General features: G+C 40.4%; 21 protein-coding genes. 13 read left to right on the top strand and 8 right to left on the bottom strand.

The genetic code is table 11. The annotated features are described in order from the left end of the window. Nucleotides 1-44 precede the first annotated feature (44 nt). Nucleotides 45-3,044, top strand: coding sequence for a TonB-dependent receptor (locus HC000_RS07110; protein WP_257025449.1), 3,000 nt, complete (start codon nucleotides 45-47; stop codon nucleotides 3,042-3,044). Between the two features lie 120 nt (nucleotides 3,045-3,164). On the opposite strand, the gene HC000_RS07105 is transcribed toward HC000_RS07110, so the two are convergent. The 6 genes from HC000_RS07105 to HC000_RS07080 all read right to left on the bottom strand — a co-directional run bounded on the left by HC000_RS07105 (nucleotide 3,165) and on the right by HC000_RS07080 (nucleotide 8,855). Then, a complete protein-coding gene (locus tag HC000_RS07105; protein WP_011328498.1) occupies nucleotides 3,165-3,608 on the bottom strand; it encodes a PA2169 family four-helix-bundle protein in 444 nt (147 codons plus the stop codon). Nucleotides 3,609-3,781: 173 nt separating this feature from the next. Then, on the bottom strand, nucleotides 3,782-4,720 hold the full coding sequence (locus HC000_RS07100) for a LysR family transcriptional regulator (RefSeq protein WP_011328497.1): 939 nt from the start codon (nucleotides 4,718-4,720) through the stop codon (nucleotides 3,782-3,784). A 17-nt stretch (nucleotides 4,721-4,737) separates the two neighbouring features. Then, nucleotides 4,738-6,453, bottom strand: a complete 1,716-nt coding sequence (gene aceK / locus HC000_RS07095) for a bifunctional isocitrate dehydrogenase kinase/phosphatase (RefSeq protein WP_179807305.1) — start codon at nucleotides 6,451-6,453, stop codon at nucleotides 4,738-4,740. 110 nt (nucleotides 6,454-6,563) lie between these two features. Continuing rightward, entirely contained in the window at nucleotides 6,564-7,043 is a 480-nt protein-coding gene (locus tag HC000_RS07090) for a DUF4124 domain-containing protein (protein ID WP_179807294.1), read from the bottom strand. 100 nt (nucleotides 7,044-7,143) lie between these two features. Continuing rightward, complete coding sequence (locus tag HC000_RS07085) at nucleotides 7,144-8,637, bottom strand: DUF3413 domain-containing protein (RefSeq protein ID WP_179807293.1); 1,494 nt, start codon at nucleotides 8,635-8,637, stop codon at nucleotides 7,144-7,146. A gap of 5 nt (nucleotides 8,638-8,642) precedes the next feature. Then, entirely contained in the window at nucleotides 8,643-8,855 is a 213-nt protein-coding gene (locus HC000_RS07080) for a DUF1414 domain-containing protein (protein ID WP_011328493.1), read from the bottom strand. Nucleotides 8,856-8,917: 62 nt separating this feature from the next. Here HC000_RS07080 and yejK point away from each other — a divergent pair, with 62 nt between their 5' ends. Next, nucleotides 8,918-9,934, top strand: a complete 1,017-nt coding sequence (gene yejK / locus HC000_RS07075; RefSeq protein ID WP_011328492.1) for a nucleoid-associated protein YejK — start codon at nucleotides 8,918-8,920, stop codon at nucleotides 9,932-9,934. 79 nt (nucleotides 9,935-10,013) lie between these two features. On the opposite strand, the gene rne is transcribed toward yejK, so the two are convergent. Continuing rightward, a complete protein-coding gene (rne, locus tag HC000_RS07070) occupies nucleotides 10,014-13,229 on the bottom strand; it encodes a ribonuclease E (protein WP_179807292.1) in 3,216 nt (1,071 codons plus the stop codon). Between the two features lie 774 nt (nucleotides 13,230-14,003). Between rne and rluC the strand changes: the two genes are divergently transcribed. Both rluC and HC000_RS07060 read left to right on the top strand, forming a co-directional pair. Next, on the top strand, nucleotides 14,004-14,963 hold the full coding sequence (rluC, locus tag HC000_RS07065; protein WP_011328490.1) for a 23S rRNA pseudouridine(955/2504/2580) synthase RluC: 960 nt from the start codon (nucleotides 14,004-14,006) through the stop codon (nucleotides 14,961-14,963). After that, nucleotides 14,960-15,628 (top strand): HAD-IA family hydrolase, encoded by a 669-nt coding sequence (locus HC000_RS07060; protein WP_244181032.1) that lies wholly within the window; start codon nucleotides 14,960-14,962, stop codon nucleotides 15,626-15,628. The genes rluC and HC000_RS07060 overlap by 4 nt, the downstream gene beginning before the upstream one ends. Here HC000_RS07060 and HC000_RS07055 read toward each other — a convergent pair. Then, nucleotides 15,625-16,233 (bottom strand): Maf family protein, encoded by a 609-nt coding sequence (locus HC000_RS07055; RefSeq protein ID WP_058373622.1) that lies wholly within the window; start codon nucleotides 16,231-16,233, stop codon nucleotides 15,625-15,627. The two genes, HC000_RS07060 and HC000_RS07055, sit on opposite strands and share 4 nt — an antisense overlap. 131 nt (nucleotides 16,234-16,364) lie before the next feature. Between HC000_RS07055 and yceD the strand changes: the two genes are divergently transcribed. The 9 genes from yceD (at nucleotide 16,365) to mltG (ending at nucleotide 23,658) form a co-directional block, all read left to right on the top strand. Continuing rightward, nucleotides 16,365-16,889 carry a 23S rRNA accumulation protein YceD gene (gene yceD, locus HC000_RS07050; RefSeq protein ID WP_011328487.1) on the top strand — a complete coding sequence of 175 codons (525 nt, stop codon included), beginning with the start codon at nucleotides 16,365-16,367 and terminating at the stop codon, nucleotides 16,887-16,889. Between the two features lie 9 nt (nucleotides 16,890-16,898). Continuing rightward, nucleotides 16,899-17,069: a 50S ribosomal protein L32 gene (rpmF, locus tag HC000_RS07045; protein ID WP_011328486.1), complete on the top strand. Its 171-nt coding sequence runs from the start codon at nucleotides 16,899-16,901 to the stop codon at nucleotides 17,067-17,069. 11 nt (nucleotides 17,070-17,080) lie between these two features. After that, the gene (gene plsX / locus HC000_RS07040; protein WP_011328485.1) at nucleotides 17,081-18,118 is read left to right on the top strand and encodes a phosphate acyltransferase PlsX; all 1,038 of its coding nucleotides are present in this window, start codon (nucleotides 17,081-17,083) and stop codon (nucleotides 18,116-18,118) included. A gap of 57 nt (nucleotides 18,119-18,175) precedes the next feature. Beyond that, nucleotides 18,176-19,102, top strand: a complete 927-nt coding sequence (fabD, locus tag HC000_RS07035; protein ID WP_011328484.1) for an ACP S-malonyltransferase — start codon at nucleotides 18,176-18,178, stop codon at nucleotides 19,100-19,102. 11 nt (nucleotides 19,103-19,113) lie between these two features. Continuing rightward, on the top strand, nucleotides 19,114-19,860 hold the full coding sequence (gene fabG / locus HC000_RS07030) for a 3-oxoacyl-ACP reductase FabG (protein WP_011328483.1): 747 nt from the start codon (nucleotides 19,114-19,116) through the stop codon (nucleotides 19,858-19,860). A gap of 250 nt (nucleotides 19,861-20,110) precedes the next feature. Next, nucleotides 20,111-20,347 (top strand): acyl carrier protein, encoded by a 237-nt coding sequence (gene acpP, locus HC000_RS07025; protein ID WP_006792304.1) that lies wholly within the window; start codon nucleotides 20,111-20,113, stop codon nucleotides 20,345-20,347. 208 nt (nucleotides 20,348-20,555) lie between these two features. Continuing rightward, the gene (gene fabF, locus HC000_RS07020) at nucleotides 20,556-21,794 is read left to right on the top strand and encodes a beta-ketoacyl-ACP synthase II (RefSeq protein ID WP_179807291.1); all 1,239 of its coding nucleotides are present in this window, start codon (nucleotides 20,556-20,558) and stop codon (nucleotides 21,792-21,794) included. 59 nt (nucleotides 21,795-21,853) lie between these two features. After that, entirely contained in the window at nucleotides 21,854-22,678 is an 825-nt protein-coding gene (pabC, locus tag HC000_RS07015; RefSeq protein WP_089368443.1) for an aminodeoxychorismate lyase, read from the top strand. Continuing rightward, nucleotides 22,672-23,658 (top strand): endolytic transglycosylase MltG, encoded by a 987-nt coding sequence (mltG, locus tag HC000_RS07010; RefSeq protein ID WP_179807290.1) that lies wholly within the window; start codon nucleotides 22,672-22,674, stop codon nucleotides 23,656-23,658. Before pabC ends, mltG begins: the two co-directional genes overlap by 7 nt. Nucleotides 23,659-23,661: the final 3 nt, after the last annotated feature.

Below are 23,661 nucleotides of genomic sequence, written 5' to 3'. Positions count from 1 at the left end.
TAGCAGCGCCTAAAATCATGCTAATGTTGAATTAAGTTGCAATTATGAACATGCAAAGTAAAAAATATATTAATAAAAAGAATAAAACCTATAGAGGATTTTTGTTTGCCAACTGTTTATATAAGTTGCGCAGTAACCAAACGCATTTATTGTGTAGTTTGAGTGTGCTTGCATCGGCTTTTTTTAGCTTGAATGTTTTAGCCACAGTAACTACCGGGCAAATGGTGCAATTTGATATAAAAGCGCAGCGAGCAGACAAAGCTTTAATAGAATTTGCTAAGCAAACTGAGCAAACCGTGGTGTTTTCTTATGAGTTAGCTAAACAATATAATGCAAATTCGCTTTATGGTTTTTACACCCAATTAGATGCACTGGAGGCACTGTTAGGTGACACTAAGCTCGATGCGGTTGTTGATCAAAATGGTTTACTGAGTATAAAACTCAAACAAATCAATAGAAAAAATAACAACATGATGAAGCTTTCAGGCGTTAGTGCAGCAATATTGCCTGCATTACTTGCTGCAAACACTCAGGGCGTTAATGCTGCTGAAGATGTTGCCCAAGAAAAAATAGAAAAAATTGCCATTGTCGGGAGTCGTGTAGCAGGTCGTTCAGTTGAAGATTTACCTGTTCCGGTTGATATTTTAAGTGCAGAAGCGCTAGAGAATACAGGGCAAACAGAAGTGGGCAGAATGCTGCAGTCAATCGCGCCTTCGTTTAACTTTTCAAGCTCGTCAATTAGTGATGGCACCGACGCCCTTCGCCCAGCAACACTGCGTGGTTTAGGCCCAGATCAAACATTAGTACTTATTAACGGTAAGCGCCGCCATCAAGCCAGTATTATTCATATTAATACTTCGGTAGGTCGTGGTACAGCGGGTACCGATATGAATGCTATTCCGGCGTCGGCAATTAAGCGCATTGAAGTACTGCGTGACGGTGCTGCAGCGCAATATGGCTCAGATGCCATAGCGGGTGTTATTAATATAGTACTCAAAGATGGTAGCGAAGGTGGTAAAGCCGCAATTAACTATGGCCAATATTCAGAAGGCGATGGTGAAACGATAAACCTTGATTTTAATAAGGGTTTTGCTTTAGGTGATAAAGGTTACGTAAATACTACACTCAACTACCGTGATCGTGCGCCAACTAACCGTGCCGGTTTACATGGCTCTTGCCAATTTAATGGTTGTACAACACTTGATGACGGCACTTTAGTAGCGGGCGATCCGCGAGAGCTAACAGCCGACAGAGATACCTTTAGAATAGGCGATGCCGACTCACAACAATTTGGCTTAATTGTAAGCACAGGTTATGAGTTAGGTGATGGCGAACTATACGGTTTTATTACTTATTCAACGCGCGATAACGAGTCGGCAGCGTTTTTCAGGCACAATGCCAACGGTGGCGGTAATACGGTTTTACAAGATAACGATGCGACAATTCAGGCTGGCTTTTTGCCAAAAATTAACACCACTATCGACGATATTTCGTATAACTTTGGTTACAAAACGCAATTTGATAACGATGCTAGCTTAGACTTATCGTACACCTATGGTGAAAACAGTATTGATTACACTACCAGTGACACAATTAACGCCTCGTATGCTAACTTTTTACGCTATGACCAAGGCTTAAGCGCTGCTGATATTCGCGCCACTATTCCGCGTGAAGCCTATGCTTACGGTATGGAATTATCGCTACAAACGCTTAATCTTGATTTTACCCAAAATTTTGATGATTACTCACTCGCTATGGGCGCAGAAATTCGCACCGATGAGTATCGCATTTTAGAAGGCAGCGAATACGCATACCGAGATTACGATACAGTAGAAGGAGTGAGTGAATTTAGCGGTTTAAGCGGTGGTGTTGGTAGCGAAGATGCTTCGGGCGGCACGCAAGGTTTTGGTGGTTCATCGCCAATGTCATCGGTTGATGAGTCGCGCGATGTGATTTCGTTCTACCTTGATGCTGAAACCTATATTATTGAAGACGTTATTTTATCGGGCGCACTGCGCTACGATAATTATAAAGGCTTTGGTGATACGGTTAACTTTAAACTAGCGGGTAACTGGTCGATTACTGACGATATATCACTGCGTGGTGCATTAAGCTCAGGTTTTAGAGCGCCGTCAATGCAGCAGCTGTATTTTAATAATATCAGTACTCAGTTTGTTGTTGATGATGTTACTGGCAACTTAGTTGCCGAAGAAGTCGGTACTTTTAGAAACGACTCAACATTAGCGCAAAGCTTAGGTATTCCAAAACTAACAGAAGAAAAGTCGCAAAACCGCAGCTTAGGTATAGTGTATAACGTAACAGACAATATTAACGTAACACTCGATTATTACTCAATTGATATAGACGATCGTATAGTTATCAGTAATCGTTTAGGTAAAGGGTTGTCGCCAAGTCTTGACGCTGCATTAATAAGCTCAGGTGCTGGTGCGGGTCAGTTTTTCTTAAATGGTGCTAATACAGAAACGCAAGGTATTGACTTTGTTGCTACCTGGAACACTGAAGGGTTAGGCGGTACGCTTGATTTTACCTTAGCAGCTAACTTTACTAAAACCGATGTGGTGTCGTTATTTACCCCGGCAGGTTCAGGTTTAGAAACAGTACCGGTTGAGGACGTGTTCTCTGACCAAGAAATTTCGATTATTGAAGAATGGCAACCAGAGGATCGCATTAACTTAAGTGCGCTTTATCAACGTGATGACTGGACAGTTAATTTGTCACTTAATCGCTTTGGTGAGTACACAGTAGAAGATGGCGGCCGCCAGACTTACGGTGCCGAAATATTAACTGATGTTAAAGTAAATTACTTTATAACTGAGAACTTATCGGTAAATATTGGCGCAAATAACTTATTTGATGTGTACCCAGATGAAAATACCATAGGTAATTCACGTACTGGTACTATTGTAGATGCCCAAGGCAATACCATTGTAAGCAGCCCAGGGGTATTTAAATACTCTCGCCGTTCAGCCCCATTTGGCTTTAACGGTGCGTATTACTACCTAGGTGCAGAATACCGCTTTTAATTATAGATACTCCCATTTTTATACTTAATATAAAGCCCAGCATTTAAGAATGCTGGGCTTTTTTAATTGTTTAACCTGAACTCAGCTTTAGGTAGAGTTATTATCCAGAATTTAGGCTACTTACTGCTTTTTCATTCGGCTCATTTCAGCATGACAGCTTTGCATTGTTAGTAATGCTTTAGCTAGTACAGCTTCGCAGTCTGCGGGTTGTGGTTTTTTCATTGCATCTTTAATTTCTTCGAGGGTTTTATCCTCAACTTCTTCTAGCTCTTTAATATACGTATCGTCGTTATTGCTGCTAAATTTAGTGATAAGCGCAGTGTAAGCACGGCGCGCTTCTACCGCAAATGATGAGCCATCCTCACGTTCGCCTTGTTCATTAACAGCAAAAGGTTGTAAGCGTTCAACGGTTACCTTACGTGCATCAATCATGCGCTGGAAAAGGGCGGCAACAGCGGGATCTTTTACGTTCTGTTGGGCTTTTTCGTAAAAATCTATACCACTATTCATTACTTGGATGATGTCAGAAATATGATTTACTTCATTACTTTGATGGGTGTTCATAATGACCTCTCTTATAAATGAAATTAAATGTTCATTTATATAAAAGCAAAGGTTGTTCCACTATAAATACTTTCGTAATCATTTGTTTTTATTGAAATAAATATATAGTGAGGATGATGTTTGCTTACTTATTAGATTAAGTAAGCAAATTTTACAAAGCTTTTGTAACGGTATTACTTAAGTTCTTCAGCAACTTCGGCTACTTTTTGACGTAACCAAATATGACTAGCATCGCGATGTAACAGCGGGCTCCAAATCATATCTAACTCAAACGGTGGAATAGGAAAAGGAGGTTCTAATATTTTAAGACTAGGATCGTCTATATAAATGTTAGCTGCTTTGGAGGGCAATGTTGCTATTAAGTTTTGTACTTTGGCTAAATGTACTGCCACATGGTAGTTACGGGTAAAGGTGGCAATATTACGGTGTTTACCAAAATGAGCGAGTGCTTCATCAACCCAGCCGAGTTTTTGCACATCTTTAGGATCCATTCCTACGCCTACACCAAAACCGGTTTTACTTACCCAAATATGGCGTGCTTTTAAGTAGCTCTCTAGGCTAAAATTGTCAATAATCGGGTTATCGGATTTAACTAAACAGCAAAAACTGTCTTTCCAAATGCGTTTATGATGAAACGATTGCGGTAGGTTTTCAAAGCGATTGATTGCCATATCCACTTTGCCATTTTCCACATCATGAAAGGTCACATCACTAGGGGTGAGTATATCTAAGGTGGTGTCAGGGGCTTCTGCGTGTAATTTACTTAATAGCTTGGGCGCTAAAGTACTGGCCGCATAGTCACTGGCCATTATTCTAAATACGCGTTTACTTTGGCTTGCTTCAAACTCACGATTAGGCGCAAGTGTTTCCTCTAGGGTCATTAATATTCCGCGAATAACGGGTTGTAACTCTAACGCGCGCTCTGTGGGTACCATGCCATCGCTGGTGCGTACTAAAATAGGATCGTTAAATAAGTTACGAAGGCGCTTTAAGCCATTGCTCATGGCAGGTTGAGTAATACTTAACCGGTTTGCTGCGCGGGTAACATTACATTCGCGCAATAAAGTATCGAGATAAACCAGTAAATTTAAATCTATTTTACTTATATTCATTGTGTGTCCTTAACGCTTTACCAGTGATGGATAAAACGTTGTGCTGTCGGGTATGGATAAATATGGCTAACCTGACCATTTTTAATATTTTGCTGTGCTTGCTTCCAAAAGTTAACATCAATAAGCTCTGGATGTGTGCTCATTAAAAACTGCTTGTAGATTGGGTTAGGCATTACAAAGGTGCAAAGTTGCTCAGGAAATACATCTTGCGGTGCAACCGAATAGCTTTGCTCATCCATTAAGTAGTCGTCATACGTTTTTGCTTTAGGCAGTGCTCTAAAATTCATGTCGGTTAAATATTGCACTTCATCGTAATCATAAAAAATAATACGTTTGTGTTTACTAACACCAAAGTTTTTTAACAGCATGTCGCCGGGAAATATATTAACAGCAATCATTTCTTTTAGTGCCTGGCCGTACTCTTCAATCGCATCGGCGGCACTGGCATCATCGGCATTTTCTAAAAATAGATTAAGCGGTGTCATGCGTCGCTCAATATATAAATGTTTGATAATTAGCCAGTCGCCTTCAATTACCATGGATGAGCCAATGGTTTGGTGTAACTGCTGCAACAAGTTACTATCAAACCGCGCTAAAGGAAATACGACGTTAGAATACTCTATGGTGTCGGCCATGCGGCCAACCCGATCGTGTTTTTTAACTAACTGGTAGCGCTTTAAAACGGTATCACGACCAAAAGGTTTACTTTCGCCAAATTTATCTTTAATAACTTTAAATACATAGCCGAATGAGGGCAGGGTAAATACCACCATCACCATGCCAGGTGTACCAGGGGCAATAGTAAATTCGTCGTTAGAGTGAGTTAAATGATTTAAAAACTCGCGGTAAAACTCGGTTTTACCTTGTTTATGAAAGCCAATAGCGTTGTAGAGCTCAGCTATGGTTTTATTGGGCATTAATTGGTTTAAAAATCGCACTAATGCGCAAGGTGCATGGGTTTCTACCATAAAGTAGGCACGCGCAAAACCAAAAATAACTCGCATTTGCGACGATTTAGTAAGTAGTGCGTCTAGATACAAGCCTTTATCTTCATGGTGTAGTACTGCAATAATAAACGGTTGTACGCCGCTTTGCGATACCACTCGCCCTACAATATAGGCAGCTTTGTTACGGTAAAATGGAGTGTGCAGTATATCAAAGCGCATTTGCCAGGCTTTATGGTGCGTATCGGGCGCTTGTTTATAAAATGCTTTTACCAGCAGTCGTATGTCTCGTTCTAAGTTTACAAAGGGGGCTTTAAAATCAAAGTGATTAATGATCTGTTTAATTGTGGGCTTTAGGCCGTCAACCACAGGAAAATAGCTGCGATACTCAGCTTCTACTGGCACTGCAGGCGCATCTTTTAGAGTGGCTTCTACAAAAATAAAGTCGTTATGAAAATAACGGCGATGATACAGGCGGCAAAATACCGAGTTATAAAAAGTTTCGGCAAGCTCAGCCTGAGGATGAAAACATAAAAAATGTTGATAGAGCTTTTTTACTTCTAGCCACAGCTGTTCGTCGAGTTGTTCGGTTTGTTGTTGTCGAAGTGTGGCGGTGGTTTCGTTAACCCGATCATCATAATGGCTAATACGTAATCGGCTTATATCATTAATTGCTTGCCAGTCTCTTTTAGCAAACGCCAGCGGTGCTTTTGCCGTGGTTTTTTGAAATAACAGGTAGTGCTTTTTAAAGCCCGTTAAAATTAATTCAGCAATATGACGAGGCTGCATCATTACTCCTTATTAGACGCTAGAGCTTATACTCTATCATTGTTAAGAGTATGTTATTCTCGATTTAAAACCAAGCTAAATTAAGATGTTATTTATTCATGAGATAAAGGTTACTGATAGTTGTCTATTTTTTTTTGTAATTTATTAATGCGCTTTTTTACCATATTAATTTGTGCTTTATAGTTTTTGTTAATTACTTTTTGTTTTTTAGCAATATCGGCGGCAATACGTTTTTTATCTTCCTTGGCTAAAATATGGTTAAGGCGCTGTTGCTGTTTATAATCAGCTTGGTCTTTTTTACGATCTAATATTGCTAACTTATGTTGATTACTGCGCAGCTCTGCCTGTAAGCCTGCTAGTAAGCTTTCGCGCTCCAGTTCGTTTAATTGCTTGGTGTAATCTACTTTAGGGCCTACTTGCTGATTTATTATGGTGTTAACTTTGTATACGGTGGCGTTGTTATCGCACGGGAATTGAGAAAAGGTGGTGCCTTCATGTGTAACACACTTGTAGTAACTGGTTGCACTGAAACTGTTAAAGCTTAAGGTTGTAAGCAAGAGGAAAATAAAAATACAGTACAGCTTAATCATATTGGCTATCCCTAAGAGTGTTTTACTGCGTTAAATTAATAACGTTAAAGTAAAACTATAACCTAGCTTGGCGGTATAGCAAGCTAGGTTAATAATAGCCTTATTGAGTAAAGGTTTTTAACTTTTTGATACTGTGAACTAAAAATGGAATGTCTAAGCCTTGCTCAATAGAAAATCCTTCGGCGGCAGAAATATTTTTAAAGTCGCCATCAGGATCAATTAAGGTAATTCTATCCTTTTTATACGCTATAACCACGCCTTGAGAATAATTAACACCCATATTATCTTTTTTCTGGTGTAAGTTAACACCAAGCATAGTTTGCTCAGCAATAGCGTAGCAGTTTAAATACTGCCCAACAGCGGTCGCTATTATATCGCTAGGTTGAATAAGGCCATTAACGCGAGTGATCCGTTTATCTGAACTATAAAGCGTTGAGGTAATTACCACCTCTTTATTATTATCAGCCAAACTAAAAGCATAAACATGAGTATTTTTATCGCGAGGTGCTAAATCATCAGTGCCTTTAATAATTCTAATTGCACTATTAGTGTGGGTTTGATCGTTAATAAAATTTAACGCTGCAATACCCGTTACTTCAACACTGCGACGTTGGCTTTGCCATGCGGGTAATGTTTGCTCATTTATAATTGTAGATTTATAAAATGCTGGTAAACCATAAACTAAACTAAAGAGCATATCGTTATGATCGGTTGGTTGTAAAAACTGCTTAGTGCTATACAAGTTTTTATTACTGGCAAATTGAGCAAGCTGCTGCGCTGTTTCAAATACAAAAATATCAATTTTAGCCGGTGTGTAATCTTCGCATTTTGTCAGCGGAGTAGGCAATTGGTAGCTAATGTTTTGTTGATTAATTTGCACATTATGCGCTTGTTTATAGCTTTCTATGTCTAGTAGATCATTTTTAGCTAATAAGCTTTTAGCCGTTGTAGGGTAAGAGAGTGGTAAAAAGTTATCTTGTTTAGTTACATCAAACTTTAAATTAGCGTCTGCCCAAATATGAATACTATGACTTAAAGCAAAACAAATCACTAAAAATGAACTCGCGTAGCGAGCAAACTTGAGCTGCTTTAAACGCGCTAAATTTTGCCAAGTAAAATTACTGACCGTTAACTGAAAACCTAAAATAACTAAAACTATGCCACCGGCTAAAATAGTTGTTAAAGCGGGTGAGCTGTTTAAGCGGTGCCATAAAAGCGAAATGATCTCAGGTAAAGCAGAACTACTTAAGTGATAACCTAAATTAAAATAAACATAAGCATCAAGTGTGAGTAAAGAGGCGCCAAAGGTAGCAATAACTGCAGCCATACCGCGAATATGGCGAGGGTATGGAAAAACTAAACTGAGCGGAAATACCGTCAGCACAAACGCTAAAAAGGCAATAAAGCTAGTATGGCTAAGCCAAGTAACTAGCATATAAGTAATACCCATAAAGCTTGTAGGTGGCGAGTCGGCAAACAAGTAGCTTAAGCTAATTAAGAGCGCTAAGCCAATATTGGCAAAGGTAAACCAATGCCCCCAACTTAGTAATTGACTCGCTTTTGATGAAAACTGATTGTGCTGCGATAAATTCATAGAGTTTATTTAACCGACTGTGCGAGAGCTTTAGCAAAGTTCTCGGTAACGGCTTGTCTTTTCCCTGTTGGTACATGCTCTTTTAAGATATGCGTGATAGAATTTCCTAAACACATAAGACTCAAATCAACCGGCGCATTGTGTTGAGTTAACACATCAATAAGCTGATCGACGATTTGTTCTACTTGTTCATTAGAGTATTTTGATAAGATTGGCATCAGTTGGTTCAATTTAATAGTTATATTCTCACATTTTAACACCAGAGGCGTGAAAAACAAAGATGGCAACAGACGTTAAAAAACTAGTCGTTCATTATGTAGACAAAAAAGACGGCGATACTCAAATTCATTTACGTAATGATGAAATGCTAATCAACGATAAAGTAGCTGTGTTTATTGAGCAATTGCATCATGCATATAATGGTAAGCCAGGTAAAGGCTTTTGCGCTTTTAGTGGCGATAAAAACAGCGTAGTTGCATCGGCAATGCAAAGTTACCGTAACAACGAACTTGGCTTTTGGCATATGACAGATCAAGCATCGAGTGTGTTAAAAGAGGAACTTGATAAATACGCATTTAATGAAACAGGTTATTTAGTGTTTTGTCATTATCAGTATGTGGCCACAGACTACATGCTGATTGCGATGATTAATATTAAAGAGCATTACTCAATTACCTCTGAGCTTGATTTAGCATCGTCACGTCATTTAGATATTTCGCGTATGCAATTAGCGGCACGAATCGATTTAACCGCTTGGGACACCCAAGCGCAAGACAATCGTTATATTTCATTTATTAAAGGCCGCGCAGGGCGCAAAGTTGCCGATTTCTTCTTAGACTTTTTAGGCTGTGAAGAAGGTATTGATCCTAAACAACAAAGCCAAGTAATGCTCAGTGCTGTAGAGGATTACTTATCAGAGCAACAATTTGATAAATCAGAAAAAGATGATTTACGTAAACAAGTATTTGATTACTGTAATGATTGTGTAACGACAGGTGAAGATGCCAACGTAAGTGAGCTTTCGGCAACACTTACAAAAGGCGATGACAGTCCGTTTGACAGCTTTTGCAAAGAGCAAAGTTACGATTTAGAAGAGTCATTCCCCGTTGATAAAAAAACAGTGGCAAGTATGGTTAAGTTCTCCGGTTTAGGTGGCGGTGTAAGTGTGAGCTTTGAGCGTAAACACTTAGGTGAACGTGTTACTTATAATGAAGCAACCGATACCTTAGTGATCAAAGGCATTCCGCCAAATTTAAAAGATCAGTTACAACGCTTCATGGAAAAAGAACAAGACTAATGCGATTGATATAAAGTTACAGGTACAAAAAAGCCCCGCTAGTTAATAATTAACTAGCGGGGCTTTTTAATGAGTATTGTTAATCAACACTCATTGTTTTAGTCATTGTAGAACTTGCACGACCAGCAGGTTTGATTGAACCCGCACGTAAACCACTGTCTGGCACTAGTTCACGTTTATCGTGAGCCATAGCAACAGATGTATGTTTTACTTCGCTATCAGCTACAGGGGTAGGCTGTGCCATTGGCGCACTTGCTGACCCTTGAGCTATCGCTGTTTTAACATGTGGTGCTGCAGTTACTACTGGAGTTTCAACTTTAGCTGGCTCTTCAGTTACCACTGGCGCTTCAACTTTAGTTGGCTCTTCAGTTACCACTGGAGTTTCAACTTTAGTTGGCTCTTCAGTTACCACTGGCGCTTCAACTTTAGCTGGCTCTTCAGTTACCACTGGCGCTTCAACTTTAGCTGGCTCTTCAGTTACCACTGGCGCTTCAACTTTAGTTGGCTCTTCAGTAACTACTGGGGTTTCAACTTTAGCTGGCTCTTCAGTTACTAATGGAGTTTCAACTTTAGCTGGTTCTTCAGTTACTACTGGCGCTTCAACTTTAGCTGGCTCTTCAGCTGCTACTGGCGTTTCAACTTTAGCTGGCTCTTCAGCTGCTACTGGAGTTTCAACCTTAGCTGGCTCTTCAGTTTGTACTGGCTCTTCTACAGCTTCAACTTTGGCTAAGTCTTCAACCGCAACGGCTTGTTCAACTTGTTGCGCTGCATCCGCAGGTGTAGCTGCAGATTTAGCTTTAAGCTCTGCTTCATACTCTGCAGCAGCTTGGTCGGCAACAGGAACAAATGCCGGTGCTTCATCTGACTTAGCTTCATTGCCTTCACCTTCAGGGCGACGACGACGCTGACCTGATGCACGAAGATGACGAGGTGAGCGACGTGAACGTGTACGAGTTTGCTCTTGCTCGTCTTCGGTTGTAGGTGTTTCATCGTTAGAATCAACATCTTCAACTTTTTCTTCTTTAATATGAGCTGTTTTTTCTGCCGCTGTTTGAGTTTGCTTTTCTACAACAGGTGCTTGCTCTTGGGCTACTGGTGTTTCTTTTTCTGTAGCTTGTACAGGTGTTTCATCTGTTGTTTGTACCTGCTCAGCATTTTCATCTTGCAGGCGTACTTTTTTACGCAAATTACGACGCTGGCGACGAACCTTTGGTTTTTGATCCTTTGGCTCTTCGGCTTGAACTGGCTTAGTTTCAGCTTCTGCTTTTGCAGGTGCATCAACTTTTACTGCATCTTTATCTTCAGTGCGTGGCTCTGGGCGCTTACGTGAATTAGGATTGCGACGACGCTTATTGCGATTCTCGCCTCTCTCTTGGTTCTCGTTAGTTTGCGTTGCTGCTTCAGGTGTTGATACAGAGTTAGTTTTAACCTCTTCATCCGCAGTACGCTCAGTGCGTGGCTTAGAACGAGGGTTATTACGGCGACGCTGATTGTTGTTATTACGGCGACGATTATCGTTATTACGCGTATTATCGCGCGTTTCTTGTTGCTGTTTTTGTGTTTCTTCTTTTTTCACTTCAACGGTTTCGCTGGCGAATAAAGATTTAAACCACTTACCAATTGCATCCAGTAAACCGCTTTGCGCTTTAGTTTCAGCAGGGGCAACAACGTTAGCAGGAGCCGCTTGTGGAGCTGGTGTTGCAGGCATTACAACGCCTTTTAACATTGGCTCTTCACGTACTGGTGCTACAGGCGACTTAGACATTTCAAATGCTTCAGGCTCTGGAGCAACAATTTGTCCATAGCTTACTGTTTCAATCGTTTCGTCTTTACGTAAGCGCATTACTTCGTAGTGTGGTGTTTCCATGTGTTGATTAGGAATGATCACTATGTCGCACTTATGTTGTTTTTCCATGCGATGGACACTACGGCGCTGTTCATTTAATAAATAAGCGGCAACAGCAACAGGCACTTGAGCATTAACTTGTGCAGTGTTGTCTTTAATTGCTTCTTCTTCAATTAAACGCAAAATAGACAGTGCAATTGATTCGTTAGAACGAATCGTACCTTGACCACTACAACGTGGACACGGGCCTTGGCTTGCTTCACCTAATGAAGGGCGCAGACGCTGACGCGACATTTCGAGTAAACCAAAACGTGAAATTTTACCAATTTGCACACGAGCACGATCAGGACGAACAGCGTCTTTTAGACGGTTTTCTACTTCACGCTGATGGCGTGGTGGTGTCATATCGATAAAATCGATAACAATTAAGCCACCTAAGTCACGAAGACGTAATTGACGTGCAATTTCATCTGCTGCTTCTAAGTTAGTATTAAGTGCTGTTTCTTCAATATCGCCGCCTTTTGTTGCTTTAGACGAGTTAATATCGATAGAGGTTAATGCTTCTGTAGGATCAATTACAATTGAACCACCTGAAGGCAAGCGTACTTCACGCTGGAACGCAGACTCAATTTGGCTTTCAATTTGGTAATGCGTAAATAATGGCGTATCACCTTGATAAAGCTTAACACGGCTCATAAAGTCAGGGCGAAAACGTTCAATATGCGCTTTAGCTTCTTCAAAAACACGTGGTTTATCAATTAATATTTCGCCAATATCACGACGTAAATAGTCGCGAATTGCACGAAATATTACATTGCTTTCTTGGTGTATTAAAAACGGCGCTTTAGCACTGTCGGCTGCAACACCAATTGCTTCCCAATGAACAAGTAAGGCTTTTAAATCGTAGTTTAATTCTTCAAACGATTTGCCAACACCAGCAGTACGAACAATTAAGCCCATACCTTTAGGAAGTTCTAAACGACTAAGTGACTCTTTTAGTTCAGTACGCTCATCACCTTCAATGCGACGAGATATACCGCCAGCACGAGGATTATTAGGCATTAAAACTAAGTAGCTACCGGCAACGCTGATAAAGGTAGTAAGTGCTGCGCCTTTTTGGCCACGCTCTTCTTTATCAACTTGTACTATAACTTCTTGACCTTCTTTGATCACGTCACGAATATTCGGACGGCCATGGAAAGTATACCCAGCTGGGAAGTAAGTACGGGCAATTTCTTTTAAAGGAAGGAAACCATGACGATCAGCACCGTATTCAACAAATGCTGCTTCAAGAGATGGTTCAATGCGAGTGATTTTACCTTTATAAATATTGGCTTTTTTCTGTTCGTGACCTGGGCTTTCTATATCTAAATCATATAGGCGCTGGCCGTCAACCAGTGCTACGCGCATTTCTTCTTGCTGCGTTGCATTGATTAGCATACGTTTCATATTGTTACTCTACTAGTTTGTGTCGCTGACATGACGCTATTTTCACGTCTGTTCAGTTATTCCTATTTTTAGAATGTGCAGCCTCACGACTGGGTCTTTAATGGAACGGCTCTGTTTTTTGCGTACGCAGTATTTTTAAATGCAGGCAAACAATAGTGTATTTATTACTATTAAATTCATAGCAGGGCTAAAACTGTCGGCTTTTCAGCTACGATACACGTTTTACCCAGAAGTTGGCCTGTCATACTAATCTTATTAAATGCCGTTCATATTTAGGCGCATAGGGCTCGTTAAGTAAGTAAGTGAGTAATACAATCTGATGTACTACTAAAATCCATTTTTGTGAGCAAAAATCGCTGCCAATGTTAATGACGACTTATTTATTAGATTTTTTTAGTTCTAAATAAGCTGCTGTACGGTACTACAATTGAGCAAGTGCTGAACGACGTTTTTACGTCGTCACTATCAGACAAATTATCTGTTCATTGCTTTTTCAATCGCATTAAAAATCAATTCATGTTCAAACTTAACTGGCAATATATTACGCGCATTGCCGCTAATTGATCGCACGTGTTGACTGGGTATGTATAAAAGCTTTGGAAAACTTAACTCGGATCTGTATGATCAATTACCCAGAATGTGCATCACGAATGTATTACTGCGTTAAAAAGCACCGTTGTTATTTGCAAATACTAAATATTTGCGCTGCTGATTATCCCACTATTATAACTGTGTTAGCAACTAAATTATTTTTCTTAAATTAGTGATTAGGCAATGTCAGAAAAAAACGACTTACAAGTAACTTATGTCACGATCAACGAAGACCATTTAGGTCAACGAATTGATAACTTTCTTATTACCCATTTAAAAGGGGTGCCTAAAAGCGCAATTTATAAACTTTTGCGTAAAGGTGAGGTGCGCGTTAATAAAAAACGCATTAAGCCGGTATATAAACTGCAGCTAGAAGATGTTCTTCGTATTGCGCCAATTAGGGTGGCAGAACGAGAAGAGTTTGTGCCTTCAAAACTTGATAAAGTAACACGCCTTGAAAATGATATTATATTTGAAGATAAATACCTGATTGTTATTAATAAACCATCGGGTATGGCGGTACATGGTGGTAGTGGCTTAAGTTATGGTTTAATTGAAGCGCTGCGAGTATTACGCCCAGAAGAGCGCAGTTTAGAGCTTGTGCATAGACTAGATCGCGATACGTCGGGGTGTTTATTAATTGCTAAGCGCCGTTCAGTACTGACTGCTTTACATGAGCAGTTACGTGAAAAAACCATGGAAAAAAACTATTGGGCGCTAGTTGATGGCCAATGGGACTCTAAAACTAAAAATGTTACCGAAGGGCTGCGTAAAAATACGCTTAAGTCTGGGGAGCGCGTAGTGCGTGTAGATAACACTGAAGGTAAACCCTCACATACCCGCTTTAAAGTGCTTGAGCGCTTTAACGAGTGCTCGTTAGTGCAGGCGTCACCGGTTACCGGGCGTACTCACCAAATACGTGTGCATACACAATGCAAAGGGCATCCCATTGCGTGTGATGATAAATATGGCGATGAAGAGTTTGATAATTCGATGCGTAAAACAGGGTTAAATCGTTTGTTTTTACATGCTCATGACTTAACTTTTTATCATCCTAAAAACGAAACAACCATGCGCGTAGAAGCACCGCTTGATAAAGCACTGGCTAATTGCTTAGTTAAATTGCGTGCTAATAAAACGTGATAGCAGTCAGTTCGCTCAAAAAGTACAAGCTGGTTATTTTTGATTGGGACGGCACAGTAATGGATTCAATAACTAAAATAGTTAATTGTATTTGCAGCAGTGCCGTTGCGTTAAATATAGAACCGCCAAGCAATGAAGCAACAAAAAGCATTATAGGTTTGTCGCTTGATAAAGCCATTGCGGTATTATTTCCGCTGCATAGAGCGCAGCACCAAGCGTTAATTAGTGGATATAAGCAGCATTACCAAACAGATACTACGGCTACACCATTATTTGCCGATGTAGAAAAAGTGCTATTAGCACTACAGCACAGTGGCATTATTTTAGCCGTGGCAACAGGTAAAGGGCGCGCAGGACTCGATCGTTTATTACATCAAAGTGAGTTAGGGCATTATTTTAGTGCAACGCGTAGTAGTGATGACGCAAGCTCTAAGCCATCGCCCGATATGTTGTTTCAATTATTAGCAGAGCTTGGCATAAGCGCCGATGAAGCGGTTATGATTGGCGATACAAAAATTGATATGGCAATGGCGCAAGCCGCGGGTATGGATAGCATAGGTGTCACTATGGGTGTACATAACGCAAAGCAACTTAGCGAGTTTAACCCGATTGCAACTGTTGATAGTTATCAGCAGTTGCAACAGTTATTGCTGCCTGAGCATTAACTAAGGGGGGTATTTGATTGCGCACTTAGCACATCAAGGCCAAACTCAGCTAATAATTGGCTGAGTTTGATCAGTGGTAAACCAATTAAACTGTTGGGATCGTCTCCAGTTAATTTTTCAAATAAACAAATCCCTAGGCCTTCACTTTTAAAACTGCCTGCGCAATTATAGGGCTGCTCAGCATCGCAATAAGCACTTATTTGCGCATCAGTGAGTGTTTTGAAAGTAACATTAAATGGTTCAATGCAGGTTTTACTCTCCCCAGATGTAAGATCGTAAACGCACAGGCCAGTTAAAAATGTTACACTATGGCCGCTAAAAAGGGATAACTGCTTTACGGCATTGTGTTTATTATGAGGTTTACCTAAAATTTGCTCATTAAATACAGCAACCTGATCTGAGCCAATCACTAAGCCTTTACTAAAGTGTTTACTAGCTGCGCGGGCTTTTAATTCACTTAAACGCTTAACTAGTTGTGCAGGGGTTTCATTGTTTAATGCTGACTCGTCAACATTCGGTGAAAATGTATCGAATGGTAGATTGAATTTTTGTAATAAAGACTGCCTAAAGGGTGAGCTTGAGGCTAATATAAGTGGGTACTTCATAGATTGTTTTCCTAACCAAAATCAGATTGAGTTAGGATAAATCAGATCCGTGAGTAAAACACGTGAAAAACCACGTAAATATGGTTTTTTACTTTGACTAACCAACTAACTATCTATATGATGCAGCCCCTATGCAAAAGGTGAAAATTCCCATCACTCTTCATCCAGGCAAAGCAGCGCAACACCGTTTAAAGTATGACGGCATTGTACCGCTTGAGAAACTAACTCGTTTACGAGAAGTTGTGCAGGAAGAAGTAGGTGAAATAGCGGTAAAAATTCATTGCAAAAACGACGACCAAGGTTTTGTTGTGATTAGAGGCAATTTGTCCACACACGTAACTGTCACTTGTCAACGTTGTAATGGTGATTTAGGGTTGGATTTGGTGCAAGATTTTGTTTATTCACCAGTTGGTGATGAAACAGAATCAGACATTTTTCCAGAAGACTACGATGAAGTAGCGCTTGATGAAAATGGTGAAATTAACGTTTTTAATTTAATTGAAGACGAATTAATTTTAGCAGTTCCATTAGTCTCTACCCACAACGAAGCTTCATGCAGTTATTCAGCAAAGCCTGCCAGCTTTGGTGTTTTAAAGGCGGAAGATGAGAAACCTAATCCATTTGATATTTTGAAACAACTTAAGAAAGATTCTTAGGAGAAGACTATGGCTGTACAAAAAAGCAAAAAGTCTCGTGCAAGACGCGGCATGCGCCGTTCACACGATGCGATTAGTGGTCCAAGCTTAACTGTAGATCAAACATCTGGTGAGACTCATCGTCGCCACCATGTGACTGCAGATGGTTACTACAAAGGCGTTCAAGTAATTTCTAAATAAGAGATTTCTTTATGCTGAATAATCTAACCATAGCGTTAGATATGATGGGGGGCGATTACGGCCCCCGTTCATCTATCCCCGCTGCCGTTAACGCGGTAAATGCTCATGCTAATTTAACGCTAATTTTATGCGGAAATGAGCAAGTCATATCAAAACAACTCGAATCACTCGATTCACTAGCACACCCTCGACTTATTATTCGCCACTGTAGCGAAGTTGTTACAAATGCATGTAAGCCCGGTGTTGCTGTACGCTCCAAAAAAGATTCATCTATGCGCGTTGCCCTTAACTTAGTTAAATCGGGCGAGGCTCAAGCATGCGTAAGTTCAGGTAATACTGGCGCGTTATTCTTTATGGCACATTACGTGTTAAAAATGCTTCCTGGTGTAAAACGTCCAGCACTTATTTCTGCGGTACCTACAGAGCGAAAAAACCCTGTTTATTTACTCGATCTGGGTGCTAACGTACATTGCGATGCGCAAACCTTATATCAATTTGGCATTATGGGGTCGGTAGTCGCAGGGCAAGCACTTGGCTGCGATAATCCCAAAGTAAGTTTATTAAATATTGGCTCTGAAGATATCAAAGGCCATGAAGATATTAAGCAAGCTGCACAATTAATGCAGCAAAGCCCTTTAATCAACTATATTGGTTACAGTGAAGGTAGCGATATATTTACCGGAAAAGCCGATGTTATTGTATGCGAAGGCTTTGTGGGTAATGTGGCGCTTAAAACCTGTGAAGGGATTGCAAAACTTATAATGAATAAGTTTACCGCCGCGCTTGAAAAGCACCTCGTATATAAATGCATGGCGTTTATGCTGAGTCCTATAATAAAAAAACTCTATAAAAGGGTGAACCCCGACCAGTATAACGGTGCAAGTCTGGTAGGATTGCGCGGTATTGTGGTTAAAAGCCATGGAAATGCCTCAGCTAAAGCATTTCAAGCAGCAATTGATGAAGCGGTAAAGGAGGTTGAACGCCAACTTCCTGACAAAATAGCCGCAATTTTTGAAAAAATACATTCTAAAGACACGGTGAACGAGTAGTAATTGAGTTGCCGTGTTTATAACATTATTTATTTGTTTAATTAAAAAGAGCAAAATATGGCACAACAAATTGCAATTCTATTTCCAGGTCAAGGCTCACAAAGTGTTGGCATGTTAACTGAGTTACTCCAAAGCTCAGACATTGTTAAAGCAACTTTTAGCGAAGCGTCAGCGGCGTTAGGATATGACCTAGCAGAACTGGTTCTTAATGGCCCAGAAGAAAAGCTAAATCAAACTCACCGCACTCAACCTGCATTATTAACAGCCAGTGTTGCTATTTACCGTGACTGGTTAGCAGCTAACCCAGATGCAGATGTTGTTATGGCTGGACACAGCTTAGGTGAGTACTCAGCATTAGTATGTAGCGAAGTAATAAGCTTGAGTGAAGCGGTAAAGCTAGTAGAAAACCGTGGTTTATATATGCAAGAAGCCGTACCTGCAGGTGTGGGTTCAATGGCTGCTATTATTGGCTTAGGCGACGATGAAACCAAAGCGGCTTGCGCCGCTGCAGCGCAGGGTGAAGTGGTTTCTCCGGTAAATTATAATTCTCCTGGGCAAGTTGTTATTGCAGGCCATAAAGCGGCTGTAGATCGCGCTTCTCAAGCGTGTAAAGATGCAGGTGCAAAACGTGCATTGCCACTTGCTGTTAGCGTACCATCGCATTGTGAGCTAATGAAGCCGGCCGCTGAAAAGCTAGCTATTGATTTAGCTGCGTTAACATTTAACGCGCCTAAATGCGCTGTTATTAATAATGTTGATGTAAAAGCTGAAACGTCAGCTGATGCAATTAAAGACGCATTAGTACGCCAGTTATACAGCCCAGTACGCTGGACTGAAACAGTACAAGCATTAGTTGCACAAGGTATAACGCAAAGCTACGAATTTGGCCCAGGCAAAGTATTAACTGGCCTTGCAAAACGAATTGATAAAGCAATGATCTGTGGTTCAGTTAACGACTGTGCCTCAATTGATGCTGCAAAATAAGAGTATAAAATATGACTAATTTATTTTCATTAGCGGGCAAAGTTGTCCTGATCACGGGCGCTAGCCGTGGTATTGGTAAAGCCATTGCAACTACTTTAGTTGCCCAAGGCGCAAAAGTAGCGGGTACGGCCACCAGTGAGTCGGGCGCTGCTAAAATTAGCGAGTATTTAGGTGAAAGCGGTAAAGGCTATGCGTTAAACGTAACTGATCCTGCATCTATTGAGGCGACATTGGCGGCGATTAAAGCTGATTTTGGCGATGTTGACGTATTGGTAAATAATGCCGGCATCACTCGCGATAATTTATTAATGCGCATGAAAGAAAGTGAGTGGGATGATATTATCGACACTAACTTAAGTTCTATATTCCGTTTATCTAAGGCAGTATTACGCCCAATGATGAAGAAAAAGAACGGTCGTATTATCAATATTGGCTCAGTAGTGGGCACTATGGGTAATGCTGGGCAAGCTAACTATGCAGCGGCTAAAGCCGGTGTTATTGGCTTTTCTAAGTCACTGGCACGCGAAGTAGCGTCGCGTGGTATTACGGTAAACGTAGTTGCGCCTGGTTTTATTCAAACCGATATGACTGATGGTCTTACGGATGAGCAAAAAGCAGCCACACTGGCAAATGTACCAGCAGGGCGTTTAGGGCAACCAGATGAAATTGCTGCTGCTGTATGTTACCTAGCGTCAGATGCGGCTGCGTATGTATCGGGTGAAACTTTGCATGTAAATGGTGCGATGTACATGGTTTAATAGCCTATGTGCAAAGAAAGTAATTAAATATAAGTAATTAAATTGCCAAAAAAGATTGAATTATTGGCAATCTTGCTTTAAACATACTTGAAATCGTGGTTAAAATAAGCGATAAAAGACGAAACGTACACTCAAGAGGTTTGACCAGACAATTATTTATGGTCAAAAGATTGAATCAGAGAATTATGCGACGTAAACTACGCCGCAATCTGAAAATAACGCATTGGCGTTTTTAATAAAGGAAAGAAGAATGAGCGATATCCAAGAACGCGTAAAGAAAATTATCATCGAACAACTAGGTGTTAAAGAAGAAGAAGTGAAGAATGAATCTTCTTTCGTAGATGACTTAGGTGCAGATTCTCTTGATACAGTTGAATTAGTAATGGCTCTTGAAGAAGAGTTTGATACTGAGATCCCTGATGAAGAAGCTGAAAAAATCACTACAGTACAATCTGCTATCGATTATGTTACAGCTCACGCTGAGTAATTAATCGCATATTAAGGGCAGCATTCGCTGCTCTTAATCTCTATATCCAAACCACTTCAAAGTATATGATTCAAAGCAAAGCTAAACATCAATCTAATTTACACTGATTTTATTGGTATTATGCGTTTTAAATCTAATTTGAGACGAGTACTTTGAAGTTGCTTGGGTATTATTATCCCCTTATAAAACACCTTATTGGAGGCAAACCGTGGCTAAACGTCGAGTTGTCGTAACTGGCTTAGGAATGTTGACGCCGCTAGGTAATGATGTGCAATCAACCTGGCAGGGCTTATTAGATGGCAAAAGTGGTATTCAAACTATCACACACTTTGATACATCAAAATTTGGTACGCATTTCGCGGGTCTAATCAATCATTTTGATGCATCGGCTTATATGCCAGCAAAAGATGCTAAAAAAATGGATTTATTTATTCAATACGGCATTGCCGCGGGGATCCAAGCATTTAAAGATTCAGGCCTTGAAGTAACTGAACAAAACGCGACGCGTATTGGCGTAGCAGTGGGTTCAGGTATTGGTGGTTTAACGCTTATTGAAGAAAACCATATAAAACTACTTAATAGTGGACCGCGTAAGTTATCCCCATTTTATGTACCTTCTACCATTATTAATATGATTTCTGGTCATTTATCAATAATGAATGGACTACGTGGCCCTAATATTTCTATTGTTACAGCCTGTACTACGGGTTTGCATAATATTGGCCATGCTGCCCGTATGATAGCGTATGGCGATGCAGATGCTATGGTAGCTGGCGGTGCTGAAAAAGCCTGTACACCAATTGGTATGGGGGGCTTTAATGCTGCTCGTGCACTTTCAACACGCAACGATGATCCACAAGCGGCTTCGCGTCCTTGGGATAAAGACCGCGATGGTTTTGTATTATCAGATGGCGCGGGTGTTGTGGTTGTTGAAGAATACGAACACGCAAAAGCACGTGGTGCAAAAATTTACGCAGAACTAGTTGGTTTTGGTATGAGTGGTGATGCATTTCATATGACTTCACCACCAGAAGATGGTGCAGGCGCAGCATTAGCGATGGAAAATGCGCTAAACGATGCGCAAGTAAATGCGGACCAAATTGGTTACATTAACGCACATGGTACATCGACTCATGCAGGCGATAAAGCAGAAACCTCGGCCGTTAAAAGTGTTTTTGGCAGTGCAGCAAAAGACGTAATGGTGAGTTCATCTAAATCTATGATGGGTCACTTATTAGGTGCTGCTGGTTCGGTTGAGTCGATTATTTCAATATTGTCGTTAACCGATCAAAAAGTTACCCCAACAATTAATCTTGATAACCCAGATGAAGGGTGCGATTTAGACTATGTACCGCACACTGCCCGAGATGCAAAATTAGAGTTTGCACTATGTAACTCGTTTGGCTTTGGTGGTACTAATGGCTCGTTACTGTTTAAAAAGGTATAATCTTTTTTAACAACAGACCAGACTATAAGAGCTCAGTTGTTTAACTGGGCTTTTTTTATATGCAAAAAACACAAAAAAACACACAAACTATTATTACAACAGTTAAAAACAGCACTATAAGCGCGTACGATCGTGGCTTAAATTATGGTGATGGCTTTTTTACAACTGCAAAAGTAGTAAATGGGCAAGTAGAGCATTGGTCACATCATAAAGCACGTTTAATTGAATGTGCTGCACGACTTGGTTTTCCATTAGTAGATATTGCTGAACTTGAAGCTCACATAGCTAAAAGTATAGCGGAGCATACGTTGTGTGTGCTTAAAATTGTAATAACGCGAGGCGAAGGAGGGCGCGGTTATGGTTTGCCGCAAACCTGTAATGTAACCGTGTTATTGAGTGTTTTAGAGTATCCTCAAAATTACAGCAGACTGGCAAATGAGGGTATAAGCCTTAACATCAGCCCCATTAAACTAGCCGCACAACCCTTGCTTGCAGGGCTCAAAACACTAAACCGCCTTGAACAAGTATTAATAAAAAAAGCGCTGCAAACGCAACCTTGTGACGATGTGCTTGTACTTGATTATAACAACAATGTGATAGAAGCCTCTGCAGCAAATATTATTGCTATTAAGCAAAATAAATTATTTACCCCAAGCCTTAATGAGTGCGGGATAAAGGGGGTTTATCTACAATCATTATGTGATAAATTAGCCGTTGATTTTAAGTGCGTAAGTATTGCAGACTTGCTTGAAGCAGATGCGGTTTTTATCTGTAATAGCTTAATGGGCGTAGTGCCTATTAATCGTCTTGAGCAGCGTAGCTTTGATATTGTGCATAGCCAGTTATTATTAAATAAATTATTAGCCAAGGAGGCTAAGTGTTAAAAGTTACTTTATCGGTATTATTATTAGCTATAATTACCAGTGTTTTTGGTTATCAGCAATTACAAGCAACGCTCCATAGCCCATTAAAAGTAGCGAATAACACCCAATTTGAAGTGAAAAAAGGTACTGGCTTTAATCAGTTATGTAAGCAATGGCAAGCCAATAACTGGGTAGAAAACTGCTGGCGTTACCAATTACTTGCTAAACTAGACCCAACACTCACAGATTTAAAAACGGGGCTTTACGCACTTAATAGCGATAGTATTATTAGCAATATAAAAAAAATAAATAACGGCCAACAAGTTAGCTTTAGTTTTACAATTATTGAAGGCCAAGCGCTGCGCGAAGTATTAGCTGCTATTAAAAATGCCAATAACTTAAAAAATGATTTAAAAGAGCAGCAACTAAGTCAGCAAATACTTGGCAGTGATATGCACTTAGAAGGCTGGTTATTTCCCGAAACCTATCACTATCATAATAACGACACAATTAGCAGTGTGCTAAAACGCGCCGCCCAAAAAATGCAGCAAACCCTTGATACTGCTTGGCAGCAGCGCGCACAAAATTTACCCTATAAAACAGCGTACGAAGCACTGATAATGGCCTCCATTATTGAAAAAGAAACGGGCCTTGCCAGTGAGCGGCCATTAATCGCCTCTGCATTTGTAAACAGACTAAATACTAATATGCGTCTACAAACAGATCCAACCGTAATTTACGGCATTGGGGAGAGCTTTGACGGCGATATTAAACGCAAAGACTTGCGTAACTACACGCCTTATAACACCTATCGTATTAATGGCCTGCCGCCTACACCCATTGCCATGCCATCAAAGGCAGCTATTTTAGCCGCGGTTAATCCACCCACAACTGAGTATGTTTACTTTGTTTCAAAAGGTGATGGCAGTCATCAATTTTCAACCACATTGAAGCAACACAATGCGGCAGTTAAAACGTATATATTAAACAAAAAGAACTAATTT

Origin of the sequence: Pseudoalteromonas sp. MIP2626 (genome assembly GCF_013414205.1) — a bacterium.
Lineage (GTDB): Bacteria > Pseudomonadota > Gammaproteobacteria > Enterobacterales > Alteromonadaceae > Pseudoalteromonas > Pseudoalteromonas nigrifaciens.
This window is presented reverse-complemented; position numbering and strand designations above follow the sequence as displayed.